The 16,029-nt window shown below is 65.9% G+C and carries 10 protein-coding genes; 4 read left to right on the top strand and 6 right to left on the bottom strand.

From position 1 onward, the window contains the following. The first annotated feature begins 1 nt into the window (after nt 1). Nucleotides 2-1,756 carry a thiamine pyrophosphate-binding protein gene (locus tag V5F48_RS18385; protein ID WP_394259877.1) on the top strand — a complete coding sequence of 585 codons (1,755 nt, stop codon included), beginning with the start codon at nt 2-4 and terminating at the stop codon, nt 1,754-1,756. Between the two features lie 133 nt (nt 1,757-1,889). On the opposite strand, the gene V5F48_RS18380 is transcribed toward V5F48_RS18385, so the two are convergent. Next, on the bottom strand, nt 1,890-2,843 hold the full coding sequence (locus tag V5F48_RS18380; RefSeq protein ID WP_394259876.1) for a helix-turn-helix transcriptional regulator: 954 nt from the start codon (nt 2,841-2,843) through the stop codon (nt 1,890-1,892). Between the two features lie 414 nt (nt 2,844-3,257). Here V5F48_RS18380 and V5F48_RS18375 point away from each other — a divergent pair, with 414 nt between their 5' ends. Together V5F48_RS18375 and V5F48_RS18370 are read left to right on the top strand one after the other, a co-directional pair. Further along, nucleotides 3,258-9,344 carry a hypothetical protein gene (locus V5F48_RS18375; protein WP_394259875.1) on the top strand — a complete coding sequence of 2,029 codons (6,087 nt, stop codon included), beginning with the start codon at nt 3,258-3,260 and terminating at the stop codon, nt 9,342-9,344. A 137-nt stretch (nt 9,345-9,481) separates the two neighbouring features. Continuing rightward, a complete protein-coding gene (locus tag V5F48_RS18370) occupies nt 9,482-10,084 on the top strand; it encodes an invasion associated locus B family protein (protein ID WP_394259874.1) in 603 nt (200 codons plus the stop codon). Between the two features lie 199 nt (nt 10,085-10,283). Here the strand turns inward: V5F48_RS18370 and V5F48_RS18365 are convergent, their stop codons facing one another. The 4 genes from V5F48_RS18365 to V5F48_RS18350 all read right to left on the bottom strand — a co-directional run bounded on the left by V5F48_RS18365 (nt 10,284) and on the right by V5F48_RS18350 (nt 14,526). After that, nucleotides 10,284-10,976 carry a response regulator gene (locus tag V5F48_RS18365; protein WP_394259873.1) on the bottom strand — a complete coding sequence of 231 codons (693 nt, stop codon included), beginning with the start codon at nt 10,974-10,976 and terminating at the stop codon, nt 10,284-10,286. 378 nt (nt 10,977-11,354) lie between these two features. Beyond that, nucleotides 11,355-11,795 carry a cytochrome c-550 PedF gene (pedF, locus tag V5F48_RS18360; protein ID WP_394111024.1) on the bottom strand — a complete coding sequence of 147 codons (441 nt, stop codon included), beginning with the start codon at nt 11,793-11,795 and terminating at the stop codon, nt 11,355-11,357. Nucleotides 11,796-12,088: 293 nt separating this feature from the next. Further along, nucleotides 12,089-13,471 (bottom strand): ATP-binding response regulator, encoded by a 1,383-nt coding sequence (locus V5F48_RS18355; protein WP_394259872.1) that lies wholly within the window; start codon nt 13,469-13,471, stop codon nt 12,089-12,091. Then, on the bottom strand, nt 13,468-14,526 hold the full coding sequence (locus V5F48_RS18350; RefSeq protein ID WP_394259871.1) for an FIST N-terminal domain-containing protein: 1,059 nt from the start codon (nt 14,524-14,526) through the stop codon (nt 13,468-13,470). The genes V5F48_RS18355 and V5F48_RS18350 overlap by 4 nt, the downstream gene beginning before the upstream one ends. On the opposite strand from V5F48_RS18350, the gene V5F48_RS18345 reads away from it, so the two are divergent. Beyond that, complete coding sequence (locus V5F48_RS18345) at nt 14,525-14,680, top strand: hypothetical protein (RefSeq protein ID WP_394259870.1); 156 nt, start codon at nt 14,525-14,527, stop codon at nt 14,678-14,680. The two genes, V5F48_RS18350 and V5F48_RS18345, sit on opposite strands and share 2 nt — an antisense overlap. 189 nt (nt 14,681-14,869) lie before the next feature. Here the strand turns inward: V5F48_RS18345 and V5F48_RS18340 are convergent, their stop codons facing one another. Then, a complete protein-coding gene (locus tag V5F48_RS18340) occupies nt 14,870-15,634 on the bottom strand; it encodes a transporter (protein WP_394259869.1) in 765 nt (254 codons plus the stop codon). Nucleotides 15,635-16,029: the final 395 nt, after the last annotated feature.

The raw sequence follows: 16,029 nt of genomic DNA, 5'->3' as shown, positions 1-16,029 counted from the left end.
CATGCAGCATTCCGCGAATATCCGCTCCGGCGGCGAGATCCTGGTGGACGCGCTGAAGATCCACGGCGTCGACACCGTCTATTGCCTGCCGGGCGAGAGCTTCCTGCCGGCCATCGACGCCCTCGCCGGTGCCGTGGGTGCCATCCGCACCATTGTTACCCGCCACGAGGCGGCGGCGGCCAATATGGCGGAAGCCTACGGCAAGCTCACCGGGCGGCCGGGCGTGTGCTTTGTCACCCGCGGGCCGGGCGCGAGCCACGCCGCCATCGGCGTGCATACGGCGTCGCAGGATTCCACCCCGCTCATCCTCTTCATCGGGCAGGTGAGCTCCACCATGCGCGGGCGGGAAGCGTGGCAGGAGGTGGATTATCCCGCCATGTTCGGCGGCATGGCCAAGTGGGTGGTGGAGGTGGACCGGCCGGAGCGCCTTCCCGAACTGGTCTCCCGCGCCTTCCATGTGGCGGTCTCCGGCCGGCCCGGCCCGGTGGTGGTGGCCCTGCCCGAGGACGTGCTGGCCGCCGCCGCCGAGGTTCCGGACGCGCCGGCCTACAAGCGCGTCGCCGCCCATCCCGGCGCCGACGACCTTAACCGCCTCACCGCCATGCTGGAGCTGAGTGAACGGCCCCTCGTCATCGTCGGCGGCGGGGGCTGGGACGCCAAGGCCTGCCGCGACTTCCAGCAGTTCGTGGAAGCCTTCGACCTGCCGGTGGCGGCGGCCTTCCGGCGGCAGGACATCCTCGACAACCACCATCCCAATTATGTGGGCCATGCGGGGCTGGGGCCGAACCCGAAGCTGGTGGCGCGCATCCGCGCCGCCGACCTGATCCTGGCGGTGGGCCCGCGCCTCGGCGAGACCACCACCGCCGGCTACACCCTGTTCGAGCTGCCGCGCCCGGCGCAGCGCTTCATCCATGTCCATGCCGATCCGCTGGAGCTGGGCCGGGTCTATCAGGCCGACCTGCCCATCAATGCCGGCCTGCCCGAGTTCGCCGCCGCGGCCGCCGTGCTGAAGCCGAAGGGACCCGCCGGCGGGCGCCCCCCCGCGCCGTGGAGCGCCGGGGTGAAGGCCGCCCGCGCCGACTATCTCGCCGACCAGACCCCCGGCCACCTGCCCCCCGGCACCCAGACCCCCGGCCCCATGCCAGGCCGGCTCGATCTCGGCGCGGTGATGATGCTTCTGCGACAGACCCTGCCCAAGGATGCCATCCTCACCAACGGCGCCGGCAACTATGCCATCTGGGTGCACAGGTTCCACCGCTACGGCGGCTTCCGCACCCAGCTCGCCCCCACCTCCGGCGCCATGGGCTACGGCCTGCCGGCGGCCATCGCCGCGAAGCTGCATGAGCCGGCGCGCGAGGTGATCTGCTTCGCCGGCGACGGCTGCTTCCAGATGAGCGGGCAGGAACTGGCTACCGCCTGCCAGTATGGCGCCGGCGTGGTGGTGATGGTGGTGAACAACGGCATCTACGGTTCCATCCGCATGCACCAGGAGAAGGCATATCCCGGCCGGGTGTTCGCCACCACGCTGGAGAACCCCGACTTTCCCGCCTTGGCCCGGGCCTATGGCGCCTTCGGCGAGCGGGTGGAGGAGACCGCCGCCTTCGCCGACGCCTTCGCCCGCGCCTGCGCCTGCGCGGCGGAAAACAACAAGCCGGCCTTGCTGGAGCTGGTGATCGATCCCGAAGCCATCACCCCGTCCGCCACCCTCTCTGGCCTGCGCGAGGCTGCATTGAAGGCCGGCCGCGGCAAAACCTGACGCCGCCCCATGCGCGAGGGCCAGACAGCCGTGCCATCACCCCATAGAGCGCTTTCGAGCGAAGTGGATACCGGTTCGCGTAAAGAAAACGGGTAAACTCAATGCTCTAGGGGCGCGAAACCTCAAACCTGCCTCACTCCCCGTTCCCGCCATGGCGCAGGGACGAGGGCGTCCGCCCGAAGCTCTTGCGGAACAGGCGGTTGAAGGTGGCGATATCGTTGAAACCGGCTTCGAAGGCGATATCGGACACCTTCTTGCCCGCGTTGGCGGGATCGGTCAGGGCGCTGCGGGCCAGATGCAGACGCGACCAGGTAAGATGTTCCTTGAGGGTGACGCCGTGCTGCTGGAACATCTTCTGGAGGGTGCGCACATTGATCTTGTGGCGCTGCGCCACCTGCGACACGCCGAAATCGTGCCGGCTGCAATTGGCGGCGATGTCGAGCAGGATCTCCTGGTAGAGCGCATCGCGGCCATCCGGCCGCCGCGCGGCGGCGCTGCCGCCCGGCCCCGCGGCAAAGGCGAGGAGGCCGAGAAGCGCGCTCTCGCAAAACAGCGCCAGGGCGGGCGACAACTGGCGTCCGAGAAAGCCCGCGGCCTGCGAGACCAGGATGTCCAGCGCCGGATCCGGCCCGGCCGAAACCCCGAACGGCGCCGCCTTGAGCGCGTCGGCCAGCTTCAGCACCTGGCGCGGGAAGAGCACGAGGGTGACCTCGCCGGCCGCATAGTGCAGTTCGGCCTCCCGCGCGACCACCCCAAGGAAGGCGCGGCCAGCCGCGATGGCGAGCGGTTGCATGTCTTCGATACGCACCGTGGCAGATTCGGAACACCTGCCGATGAAGATACCCGGCTCCGGTGCAGCGGTGACGTGAAAATTGCCGGGACCATCTGCCTTTCCGCCAATAATCGTAACGCTATGCAAGGCCACTGCCTGGAAGGCTAAAGCGGTCTCTTCCTGCGGCTGCGTGCTATCCATGGTGCGGACAGCCGCATTAATGGCAACTAATGGCGATACGAGCGATGTCGTCTGCGCCGCATTTGCACCTATACTTATCTTATAGTTCTTTCCCGCGCCGGTTGTGCTGTTCATCACTCGGTGGCCGCTCCCCGCATCGCAGCAGAGAACAATACAAACAGAGTGTAAATGCAAATTCCTGTATTATGATACCGCCACATAACTTGCGTCAATCAAACTTACCCAAGGTATCATGGACCCGAAACGGATCCGAAATTCCGTCATAAAACATTACAATATCGGCGCTTTCAGACATTTCATGCAAAACTGCAACACACTTGGCGAATGTGAAGAAGTTCGCATTTTGAGGTGCAAAGATTCGCCGCCTGCGGAGCGGCGATTGCGTCGGCTGGATAAGTTCGCTGGAGTTGCATGGTGCCCTAAGCGCATCGGCATCCAAAGGTTGTAGCGCGATCAAAATCTCGCGCCGCGACCGAAACAATGTTTTTCCGGCCGGGTCAGGGCATCGGCCGATCACTGGGGGTTCAGATGGCCAATACGGGCGGCACCATCCATTCCGGCGTTTCTGGGGAACTCTCCCTGCGCCAGCGGCGCACCCGCGCCTTCCTCCTCAGCACGGCACTTGCGACCGTACTCGCTGGCGTCGTCCAGCCCGGAACCGCGGAGGCCGCGTGCGCAACGTTCGGGCCTCCCGCGAACGAGCAGATCGTCTGCTCGGGACTGACGTTCGGCGCGCAGGGAACGCTGACGAACAACGACATCTCGGTCACGACCCTTAACTCCACCGATATCAATGCCTTGTTCGGGCCGGCCCTGACCGTCGGTGCCGGCGGCCTGATCGGTGATCGCGACATCACCTTGAACAACATCCGGGGTGAATTCCACGGTGGCGTTGCGGGCGTCGTTTTTGCGGCCGACGGCTCCATCATCCAGGCCCCTGGAACCACCTTTAACGCCGAAGTCACGAGCTCCCTGCCTGGCTCATCGGCACTGGTTCTTGTGGCCGGCCAAGACATTTCCCTGCGCACCGGCTCCAGCACCAATGTGGCGGGCGTCGAGTACGGCCTTCTGGCTGTTGCCGGGGGCGACGTCACCATCCGGACCAACGCCGGCTCGTTCTCGGCCCTGGTCGCTGATGCCGTGCACATCGAGGGCGACAACGTCACCCTGAACTCCAACAACAACACGACCTATGCGGGCGGCATCAATGGCGCGGGCATCGACATCGATGCGACCGGCGACATCAAGGTCAAGAACTTCTCGGGCACCGCAACCGGCGGCAACAACGGCATCACCCTCGACGCCACCGCCGGCAACGGCGGCATCGACATCAGTGGCTTCGCTGGCAACGCGACGGGTACGGACAACAACGGCATCGTCGCCAAGACCGACAGCGGCGATATCCTCGCGGACAACTTCGTCGCGGGGAACGGCGCCGGCCCGTACATCGTCGGCGGCAACAACGGTCTGAACCTCCAGTCGAACCTGGGCGATATCAGCGTCCAGAACTTTGCGAGTTCGGCGCAGGGCGGCAACAACGGCATCAAGGCCACGACCGCGGTCGGCAACATCAACCTGTCCGGTTTCAGCGGCACCGCCGATGGTACCGCCAACAGCGGCATCCTTGCCCAGACGAAGAGCGGCAACATCGTCGCCAACAACTTCGCCGGCACCGCCCTGGTGACCGGCGGTGTGAACGGCCTCGACCTCTCGGCCAGCGTCGCCGGCAACATCACCGTCAACAACTTCGCCGGCACCGCACAGGGCACCCTGGGCTCGGGCATCGTTGCCCAGACCGCCCAGGGCGACATCAATGTCAACAATTTCTCCGGCTCGGCGACCGGCGGTCTCGCGGGCATCGCCCTCACCACCGACAACGGCGACATCAACGTCGTCGGCTTCTCCGGCACCGCGACCGGCACGGCGCCGCTGGTGAGTTCCGGCCTCTTCGCCTCGGCGGATGAGAACATCACCATCTCCACCACCGGCGCCGCCAACCTGTCCGGCGGGCTTGCCGGCGTGAACGTGCTCCAGGGCGGGGATGACGTGAACGTCACCCTCGGCGGCACGACGCAGGCCACCGGCGGCCTCGTCGGCGGCCTCGTCAACAGCCAGTATCAGGCCACCGGCAACGTGGACGTGAACACCGCCGGCGGCACCACCGTTACCGGCGGTCTCGCGGGCATCGCCATCAACAAGACCAGCGTCGGCGGCGATGTGACGGTCAACACCAACGGAACCGTCACCGGCACGTCCGGCGTGGGTATCAGCGTCAATGCCGTCATCGACCAGACGACCACCACCAGCATCACCACGGCCGGAACCACCACCGGCGGTTTTGGTGGCATCTTCGCGTCCACCGAGAGCGTCTTCGGCAACGCGACCAGCACCATCGACACCTATGGCCCGGTGAGCGGCGGCGCCGGCGTCGCCATCACCGGCATCGCGACGGCCCAGGGCGGCGGCAAGAATGCCACCAGCACGGTCGAGCAGTACGGCGTCATCAACAACTCCGCCGCCGGCATCCTGGCCGTCGCCTCGGCCAACAATATCGCGACCACCGACGTGCTGGTGGACAACACCATCGACGTGGCCGGCTTCGGCGTCATGGCCCTCGCGTCCGGCAAGACCGGCTCGGTGACGGTTGAGACCACCACCAACGGCGTCATCACCACCGGGGGCGCCGGCATCATCGCCGGAGCGGCCGGCGACGACTTCACGGTGGACGTGACCACCAACGCCAAGATCGACGCCGGCACCCAGGGCATCATTGCCGGCCTGGTCGGCGACAACGGCACCGTGACGGTGACCAACAACGCCGCCATCACCTCCGGCGGCTCGGGCATCGTCGCCTTCAACACCGGCGGCGACACCACGGTGAACGTCGAGGAGAAGATTTCCGCCGGCGGCCTGTTTGGCGCCGCGGCCTTCGCCGGCGGCACTGGCGATGCCGTGCTGAACGTCAACGCCGTCATCGACCCGCCGGTCATCGGCGGCGCCGCTGTCACCTTCGGCTCGGGTCTCGCCCAGGCCAATGTGAACGCCAATGTCCAGGCCACCGGCATCGGCATCCTGGCCGGCAACGTGGGCACCGGCGTGGTGGACGTGAACATCAATGCCGGCGGGACCATCCAGTCCGACGGCATCGGCGTCTCCACCTTCAAGATCGGCGACGGCGCGACCACCATCGACGTGGATGCGGCCATCGGCGGCCTGAACCAGGCGGCCACCGGCGGCGACGGCATCTTCGCCCTCGGCATCGGCAACACGCCCATCACCATCAACACCACCGCCAACGGCACCATCAATGCCGGCGACGACGGCATCTCGGTGTTCCAGCTGGGCTCCGGCGACATCGGCATCACCACCAATGCCGTCATCACCGCGGGTGACGAAGGCATCCAGGTGATCAGCGGCGCGCTGTCCGCCAGCTCCGTGACGGTGACCAACAACGCCGCCATCAACGCCCAGGACAACGGCATCTTCATCCTGAAGGGTGGCGATGGCGACGTGGCGGTGAACGCCAACGCCAACATCACCTCCGCCAACGGCAACGGCATCGAGGCTAACGCCCTCTTCGGCACCGGCAACGTGACCGTGGCCCAGAAGGATGCCACCACCATCACCGCCGCCGACATCGGCATCATCGCCTCCAAGTCCTTCGGGACCGGCGACGTGAAGGTGACCACCGGCGAAGGCAGCACCATCAATGCCGGCCTCGGCGGCATCGTGGCCCTCAAGGCCTTCGGTAACAGCGCCAGCGGCACCGCGGTGCTGGTGGAGACCGGCAAGAACAGCGCCATCAACACCGCGGGAGTCGGCATCGCCGCCGGCCAGGGCTTCGGCAACGGCAATGTGGTCGTCACCACCGGCGAGGGCAGCGCCATCAATGCCGGCCTCGGCGGCATCGTGGCCCTGAAGCTCTTCGGCGACAGCGCCACCGTGGGCGGCGACGCCGTGACGGTGACGACCGGCAAGAACAGCACCATCCTGACCGCAGGCGTCGGCATCGCCGCCGGCCAGTCCTTCGGCGACGGCAACGTGGTCGTCACCACCGGCGAAGGTTCCACCATCGGCTCGAACCCCTTCGTCGACGCCACCGCACCGGTCTTCGCGGGCATCGTCGCCGGCAAGGCCTTCGGTGACGGCAACCTGACCACCACCACCGGCCTCAACAGCATCATCTTCGCCCAGACCAACGGCATCACCTCTGCCCACCTCTTCGGCACTGGCGACAACAGCGTCACCACCGGCGAGAACTCGGCCATTTTGGCCGGCTATGACGGGATCTTCGCGACCTCGCTGTTCACCACCGGGGCGACCAACGTCACCACCGGCACCAACAGCCTGATCCAGGCGGTCAACGACGGCATTGTGGCGGACAAGTTCGGCGGCTCGGGCGATCTGACCGTGACGATCGGCGCCACCAGCGCCGTGATTGCCGGCGACGACGGCATCCAGGTGTCCAACCGCTCCTTCGGGACCGGCAACATCATCGTGAACGTGCTCGGCGGCACCTCGGTTCAGCCCACCGTGGTCTCCGCGGGTGACGACGCGATCCACGCCCACGGCTGGGACAATGTGGATATCACCACCGGCTCCTACGTCCAGATCATCGGCGACGCTGACGAAAGCGGTGTCGGCAATGCGATCCGCATCTCGGATGCAGACATCGCCACCGTGACCATCGGTGACAACAACATCGTGGTGGGCTCCGGCAAGAGCTGGTCCAACGCGGTGATCTCGATCCGCAGCGACGATGCCACCACCATCTCCGTGGGCGCCGACAGCTACGTCACCTCCTGGTCCTACTTCAACGGTGACCTCATCACCGCTGCCAGCGACATCGCCATCGACACCGACGGCGGCGCCACCACCATCGACAACTACGGCACCGTCGTCGGTCGCGTCGGCCTGACCCACAACGCCGACGTGTTCAACAATTACAGCTCGAATACCTGGGTCACCGTCGGCAACAACTACTTCGGCGCCGGCTACGACCAGGTGAACAACCCCGGCCGCGTGGTCACGGCGCTCCAGGGCAGCGTGGCCGAGACCACCTCCTTCAACGACCTCGAGCTCTTCAACAACGGCGATGCCGCCTATCTCGGCGCTGGCCTGCTCGACCTTCGGGACGAAGCCCCCGGCCAGATCGCCTGGAACGGCGCCCGCGACGTGACCTACGTGAGCGGCGTGTTCAACGGTACCGGCAACAGCACGGTGGGCCTCGACACCTTCGTCGGCGCCGCGGGCTCCACCTCGGACATCCTCCAGGTGGGCGGCCTCGACCAGGATGGTTTCGCGATCGCCGGCCTCGTCACCACCGGCCAGACCGCGCTGCTGATCAACGACGTCAACACCGGACCGGGCGCGTGGAACCTCGCCGGCATCAAGGTGGTGGATGTGGTCGATCCGGCCGGCGTCACCTACGGCAAGAACACCTTCGGCGAGACCCCGAGCTTCGTGATCTCCTCGGCTTCGGCGAACTACAGCGCCAAGTTCGGCGGTGTGATCGACAAGGGCCTGTTCTTCTACGACCTCCTCGCCATCGGCAACGACCAGTACCTGATCGGCATGCCCGACCAGGAAGTGTTCGAACTGCCGAAGCTGGTCACCGGTGCCCAGGCCATCTGGCATGAGACCACCGGCGTGTGGCTCGACCGCCAGGCCGACCTGCGCACCTACCTGCAGGGCACGACCACGACCCTTGTCACCAAGGAAGGCGTGAAGACCGTCAGCGGTGCCCCGGGCTCCGTCACCCCCGGCATCTGGGGCAAGGCGATCGGCAGCTGGGGATCGCGGGACTCCTCCGACAACTACAGCGCCTACGGTCGCACCTACGGCTTCGACACCGGCTACAACCAGAACATCTACGGGTTCATGGCCGGTGCCGATTTCGGCAAGGAAGGCGTGTTCGGTCCGAACGACGCAGTGGTGTTCGGTGTCCTCGGCGGCTATGTGACCTCCGACCTCTCGTTCGACTCTTCGCCCACCTCGGCGAACTATTCGGGCGGCACGGTCGGCGTCTACGCCACCTACATCAACAACAACTGGTTCCTCGACGCCCTGTTCAAGGCCGACCTCCTGTCCATGGACTACGATGCACCCACCCTTGTCGGGTCGGGCTACTTCGGCCAGTCCACGGATGCCAACAACCTCGGCTTCGTGGTCGATACCGGATACCGCTTCTACAAGTGGGGCACGTCCGGCTTCGTGGATGGCCTTGCCACCCTCAGCTACGTGAACACCAACATTTCGAACCTCACCCTCGTGCCCGGCACGCTGGTGGACTTCGGAAACAACGACAGCCTGCGGGGCAGCATCGGGGCGCGGGTCGGAGCCAACGCCTATGACGCGGCCACCTACCGGGTCGAGGCCAGCCTCACCGGTCGCCTGTGGTACGAGTTCCTCGGCGACAATGCGGTCACGATCTACAACCCCGGCACGCCCTTCAACACTGTCGATAATTTCGACGGGCTGTTCGGCGAGGTGGGCGTGGGCATGAACGTCTTCGCCAAGGACAGCGGCTGGAACGGCTTCACCAATGCCGACGTCAAGTTCGGCGACAGCTACGTCGCCGGCAGCGCGAAGGGTGGCGTTCGCTACCAGTGGTGAGATCGCCCGACCGGGTTGAAATGAGGCGGCGTGCTCCGGCACGCCGCCTTTCCTAACTCCGCAGCAGGCAGATTGGCCGGGACACCTCCCGGGCTGCCATGCTCCCACGGCGCAAGTGCGAGATGTCGGAGACGTCCGTGACCACTTCCAAGTCATTTTCCCTGCGTATCGGTGCGGCGCTCGGTGCCTGCGCCGCCACGATCCTGGCCGCCACCTGGCTCGTGGCCATGACCGCAGCCGAGGCCCAGCAGCAGCGCCCGGCGCAGCCCGCAGCCGCCGCTGCGCCGACCGGGCCCGTGAAGACCGAGACCCAGCGCTTCGACAGCTGGGTCCTGACCTGCCAAGAGCTTCCCCCGGCAGCCGGTGCCAAGACCTCGAAGAAGACCTGCTGGGCCACCATGCGCGTCACCGACGCCAAGTCGAACCGAGTCGTGCTGGTTCTCAAGCTCGGCCGCGACGGCAAGGATGTGCCGACCATCGCCGTCACCACCCCCACCGGCGTGATTGTGCGCGAAGGCGTCGATATCACCCTGGGACAGAACGTGCGGAAGCTCGCCTTCCAGACCTGCGGCCAGGCCGAGTGCGACGCTTCCGTCGCCTACGATCAGGCCTTCGCCAACGATCTCGCCGCCGCCAAGGAGGCGACAGTGGGCTTCTATCTGGCAGACGGCCGGCAGGTAAACGTCAAGGTGGCCATCAACGGCATCGACAAGGTTCTGGCCAGCTTGAAGAAGGCCTGATGCCCGAGGCCGATGATCAATTTCATCGGCCATGGCAACGAGCCTACGCAATGAGGGGGCGCCCCTCCCCCGCTCCGGCCGGTGCGGCTGACATTGTTTAGAGCGTTTTCGAGCGAAGTGGATACCGGTTCGCGCAATGAAAACGCGTAAACTCAATGACTTGGAGCATTCCCCCGATTCAGTGAAACGGGGAAATGCTCTAGGATGGGAGGCTGCCCGTGCCCCGCGGCGGGGCAGGCTCGGTCAGGGATTCGAAATCGATCTTGGCGGTCTCGATGACTACCTGGGTGCGGCTGTAGACGCCGAGCTTGCGCAGGATTTCCGAGACGTGCGCCTTTACCGTGCGCTCGCAGACGTCGAGCTCATAGGCGATCTGCTTGTTGAGGCGCCCCTGGCGCAGCATCTGCAGCACCCGCAACTGCTGCGGCGTCAGCGCCGCGAGGCGGGCCAGCACATCGTTCTGCGCGCCGCCCTCCAGCCCGGAGACGCCGAGCCCCAGGAGCGTTTCGGGAATATGGATCGCTCCGCTCATCACGGCGGTGATGGCGCCGGCAATGGCCTCCCTGGAGGCGGATTTGGGAATGAAGCCGGCGATCCCGTAAGACAGGGCGCGCTGGACAATGCGGGCATCGTCGAGGCAGGAGACGATGACGACCGGCAGCTCCGGGAACCGGGAGCGGATTTCCAGCAGCCCCTCGAACCCCTCGGTCCCGGGCATGGACAGATCGAGCAGGACGAGATCGAACGCTGGCTCCGGCTTCTGGATCAGCGCCACGGCCGAGGCGACCGTGGTGGCTTCGGCAATCTCGGACGACGGGCAGGCGAGCATGACCGCGCGATGGAGCGCCTCGCGGAACAAGGGATGATCATCGACGATCAGAAAGCGGTTCATCGCGCTTGCACCGTGAAGGCCCGCCGCCGCCCGGGATCGAGCTTCCGGCGTGCCGATGGGATCTGGAGCGTGATCCGAGCAGATTACCGATCTGCCCCGCCAAACGCCCTCAGAACTTGAACTGACCAGACTGCAAGCATAGCACGCGCTTGCGGGATCGTCGGCGCGCCACCTGTCTTCCGCATCTTATACCACCGGCGCCGGCCTTTGACCGGTGCCGGGCGGGTTGCGCTCAGGCGCCGCGCGGGCATTGGCCTTACTGGCGGCGCCACCGCCAGAGCGTTTTCTTTACGCGAACCGGTATCCACTTCGCTCGAAAACGCTCTGGACGATCCGCCATGTCCCCACGCCTCCGGTTCCGCCCCGCGCCGGTTGGCGTTAGTTCGGCCGGGTCTCGATATAGGACCTGATGGCCCACATGGCTTCCTGGTTCAGGATGTTCTCGAAGGGCGGCATCTTCACGCTGCCATCCTGGCTGTAGCCGTGGCGGATGCGCTGGATGAACCACTGGTCGCCGTCGAGGCCGGTCTCAAGATAGCGCAGATCCGGCGCGATGCCGCCCGAGACCACCTCAAGGCCGTGGCACCTCGCGCAATTCTGGGTGTAGCCCGACGCGCCGATCGTCTGGGCGAGCTCATATTGCTTGCCGCCCTTGATGCGATAGGGATTTTCCTCAAGCCAGATGGTTCCGACCGGATCGAGGCCGGTGGTGTCTACCGGCTGGGGCGCTCCATCGCCGTGTCCGTAGACGGCGGTCGCCATGCCGGTGAGAGCCGTGGCAAAAAGTGAAACAAGGACGATGGCTCGCCGAGCCCACATGTCATTCCTCCCAAAAGATATTCTTGGCGAGCCACGCTTTGGGGCGGCTCATTTGCAGGGCATGCTAGCGAAAGGAGGAAGAGTGCCAATTGCCCCTTGGTACATCCTTGCCGGCCGCCGCGCCGCGCGCGGACCCCATGGCCGGGCGCGCGCATCCGGCTGCGAAGCACGCCGATCGCGGGCGTCGGCGCATGGGTCTGCCGGAGATGTTCAAGAAAAGCGGCGCCGAAGACCGCGCCGACCGATCCGGGCGGTCCCGGCGCTGCGGGTGTCTTCTGGGGCCGGGGAAGGCCCTACAGCAGGTGATGCGCGATGAGCGCGCGCAGTTCCGCCGGCTTCAGGGGTTTCTTGAGCAGCGCCAGCCCCTGCCGCGCCACTTCGGCTTCCACTTGTGGCGAGTAGTCGGCGGTGGTGATGATTGCGGGTATCGCCCGGCCTGCCGCCGCCCGCACCCGCGCCACGACCTCCGGGCCGCAGAGCCCATGGTCGAGGTGATAGTCGGCCACGATCAGGTCGGGCACGAAGTCATCCTGCTCCAAGAGGGTCAGGGCGGTCGGAATATCCTGCGCAAAGCGCAGCGTGCATTGCCAGCGGGCCACCAGAGCCCGCATGGCATCGACCACCAGGCGGTCGTTCTCCACCAGCAGCAGCCGGGCATCGGCGATGCCATAAGCACGCGGAACCAGGGGCTGCTCGGCCAGCGGCGGCGCGCCGGCACCGTCGAGCCGGGGGACTTCGAGGGAAAACCTCGAGCCGCGTCCCACCACCGACCGGAAGCCAAGGCTGTGGCCGAGCGTATCGCTCATGCGCCGCACGATGGAGAGGCCGAGGCCCAGACCGTCGCTGCCGGGGCCGTCCTGCGCCGCCTCCGGCCCCCGCTGGAATTCCTCGAAGATGCTCTCATGGCAGGATGCCGGGATGCCGATGCCGGTGTCCACCACATCGAGCCTGATCGTGTCCCCGCGCCGCCGCGCTCCCAGCAGGACGCCACCCTCCTGCGTGTAGCGGACGGCGTTGGAGACGAGGTTGGAGATGATCCGCTTCAGCAGCACCGGATCGCTCAGCAAGGTCACGTCCGGCGCGCGGACGCTGATGCGCAAACCCTTCTGGGAGGCCATGGGCGCGAACTCGCCGGCGACGCTGGCCAGAAGATCGCGCGCCCGCACGGCGCCCCTGTTCGCCACCATCACGCCGGCATCGAGCTTGGAGATGTCGAGCACGCTCTTGATGAGGTCCTCGATGCTGGCCAGCGCCCGGTCCACCTGCCCGACGAGATGCTGGCCGTCCGCCGACAGCGACGCCTCCGACAAGGCCGACAGCAGCAGGCGCGCGGCGTTCAGGGGCTGGAGCAGGTCATGGCCGGCAGCAGTGAGGAAATTGCTCTTGGAGCGGTTGGCGATCTCGGCGGCTTCCTTCGCCTCGAGCATCTCGCGGTTGCTCTTCTCCAGCCCGCGCTTGGCGGCGACCAGTTCCTCGGTGCGCTGGTGCACCTGCTGCTGAAGCACGATGGCGGCCTGGAACAGGGAATAGGCGTTGGCCTCCTTGTCCATCATGCGCTCGGCACGGTCGATGAGGGCCGCGTTGACCTTTTCGAGGCGCTTGACCCGCTCGGCGTCGTCCCACCGGCCATGACGGCCGTCGAGGCTGCCGTAGCTGCCGAGTATGATGTCGGTCATAGGGCCGGGCCGGGCGGAACGCCGCCGGAACGCCCGAAGGCGATCCCCGTGAACGTCTGGTTGATGTGCATGGCCTTGTACTGTTCGCCGTAGGTGCTGAAGCCCACCACATTGTAGTGGCGATAGAGCTCCGCCACGCGGTGGGCAAGCTGGCGGTCCTCCGCCTCCACCCGCCGCAGCACGCAATCGAAGCCGAGGACCACGTCGATCCCGCCCAGTTCCTCCGTCAGGCGGCCAAGGGCATCGTCGATGCTCTCGGCAAGGTCCCTGCGGCGGGCGAGGGTCAGCACCACGCCGTTGTCGATGGCGCAGAAGAAGGACAGTCCCTCCTTTTCCACCCGCCGAATGGAGCGGCAGAAATAGTCGCCGCCGATCTTCACCATGAGGGGATGGGAGGCAAAGCTCATGGGCGAGAGGGTCGCGGCGTCGAGGCCGGTGACATGCGCATATTCCTCGCATGCCGGCGCGCCGTTGATCTCGGTGACGATGCGCCGTTCCTGGTCGCATTCGGTGACCACGAGGCGGATGTCCGTCGGCTCATAGTGGTCGGACTTGAAGATCTTGAACGGCAGCGTCGAGTGGAAGAGGCACAGGATGGCGGCATCGGCGTACGCCGTTCCGTCGTGGATGATCCAGGTCTGGCGGAAGGCGAGCCCGTCGCCGGCCGAGCCGCCCACGTGGGGAATCTCCCTGAGCTCCGTCTGGAAGGCGGAGACCATCACTTCCTCGCAATTGGACAGGCCATCGATGAGGGTGACGGCGAACGCCGAATTCTCGATCGCGCCCCCCACGATCTCGGCGCAGCACTCTTTGAGCCGCTGGGCGCAAGCGATGCCACGCTCGAAGCCGTGTCGCGAGATCTGGGTGACGAGGCCGGCAAAGCAGCGGAACGTGTCCGCCGAGAACAGCAGCGCGACCGCGCCCCCGTCGCTCATGCCGAACGGGCCGATCTCGCCCGCCGTGGAGCACCCCACCTGCACGGGAATGTCGACTTCGCGCTTCAGCGTCGCGGCGAGGGACGCGGCATCCAGGGCCGGCGAGAAGAAGACGAGCATGGCGGAAAAGTCGCCGGCCCCCGCGGCTTCCCTGATCGCGGTTGCGACGCCCTCGACATCCGTTTCGGACAGCGCGACGGTGGTGATGCCGGCCGTGGCTCTTGCACGGGCGGATAAACGCAACAACGGCGTTCTCTCCCTGTTCCATCCCTGAGTTTGTCTTTTTGTTAGACTAGCCGTTCGCCCCGGCGGTCACAACAGCGTCGCATCACATCACAACCCATCGCATGGCCCCACCCCGGTCGTCGCGCGGGAGACTTGCGGGGCCAGCGGCCGCGGCGAGGCATAAAAAAGGCCCGGATGCCGAGGCATCCGGGCCAGCAAGGCGGGGAGGTCCCACCGCCTATTTGGTGGCGAGCCTGACCGGTGCCGGCGGCGCGAACGGATTGCCGAGGGGCACGATAATGCGGCCCCACAGGCGGGTGTCGTAGCCGCCGTAATTCTCCTCATAGACATCCGTGGTGAGATAGCCTTGCAGGATCACCGGGCCGAAGTCGTAGCCGACGAGGCCGCCCAGAGCGAACTGGCTCTGCTTCTGGTAGCCGAAGACGGGTGCATTGAGGTCGGTGGAATAATAGGCCACCGGACCGATCTCCCACTTGCCGAACTTCTTGGTGGCGGTGAGATCGACATTGACGAAATTGGGATTGATGGTGTTGGTCGAGCCATCGGCCTGGATACCCCAGATAACGTTGGCGGTGAGGTTCCAGCCGTCGCCCGTGTAGCTCAGGGCGAAGCGCTGGTTGAGTGAGCTGGTATCGAAGCCCACGTCGGTATCGACCCCGGCATAGGCGCCGAGGAGATAGCTGAAGCCGAGGCCGCCGCCGAGGTCCCAGGCCAGCTGGGCGGCGAAGAAGGGATTGTAGAAGCCGTAGAGATAGGTCGTGTCGGCGATGCCCACCTCCGCCACCGGGGCGGCGGCGAGAAACTGCAGCCGGGCGCCGAACAGGGTCCAGGGCGTGGACCAGGCGAGCACCGGAATGCTGACGCCGACGCAGGTATCCGGATCGGTATTGCGGCATCCCCAGTCCGACGTGTCGACGAAGTAGATGCCTTCCGGCAGCGGCGCGCCCGCGGCGAGACCGACCGTTTCGCCCGGCTGCGTCACGGAACCTGCGTGCGCCTCAAAGTGGATCGCGCTGAGCGCGAGAGTCGCGGCCAAAACTGCCTGGGCCCGTCTGGCTTTCATTGTTCCCCCTCCATTTATTGCTTGCATGGCCGATCGGATGGCCATGGCGCCTCCACCCGTTCGAGTGAGCCACCGCAACTGTCCGGCGGGGTCAGGCTTCTCGCCATTGTCCTTTAGGGCACGACTTCACGTGAATATGTCGGTCGCCCATCCGTAAATCCGAAGAAAACTGCCAATCTGAAGGGCTTTGAATGCAGGGTGTCGTCTGATGAGCAGCGTGATTTCTACAGGTTTATGATTTTCTTATCACGCTGCTCTCATGACAATCTTACATTCGAGGCGATAGCGTTCCGGCATCTTGATCCGTCAAGAGT

Origin of the sequence: Xanthobacter autotrophicus ATCC 700552 (assembly GCF_043194565.1) — a bacterium.
GTDB lineage: Bacteria > Pseudomonadota > Alphaproteobacteria > Rhizobiales > Xanthobacteraceae > Xanthobacter > Xanthobacter autotrophicus_F.
The sequence above is the reverse complement of the archived record's forward strand: the minus strand, read 5'-3'. Positions and strand labels throughout refer to the sequence as shown.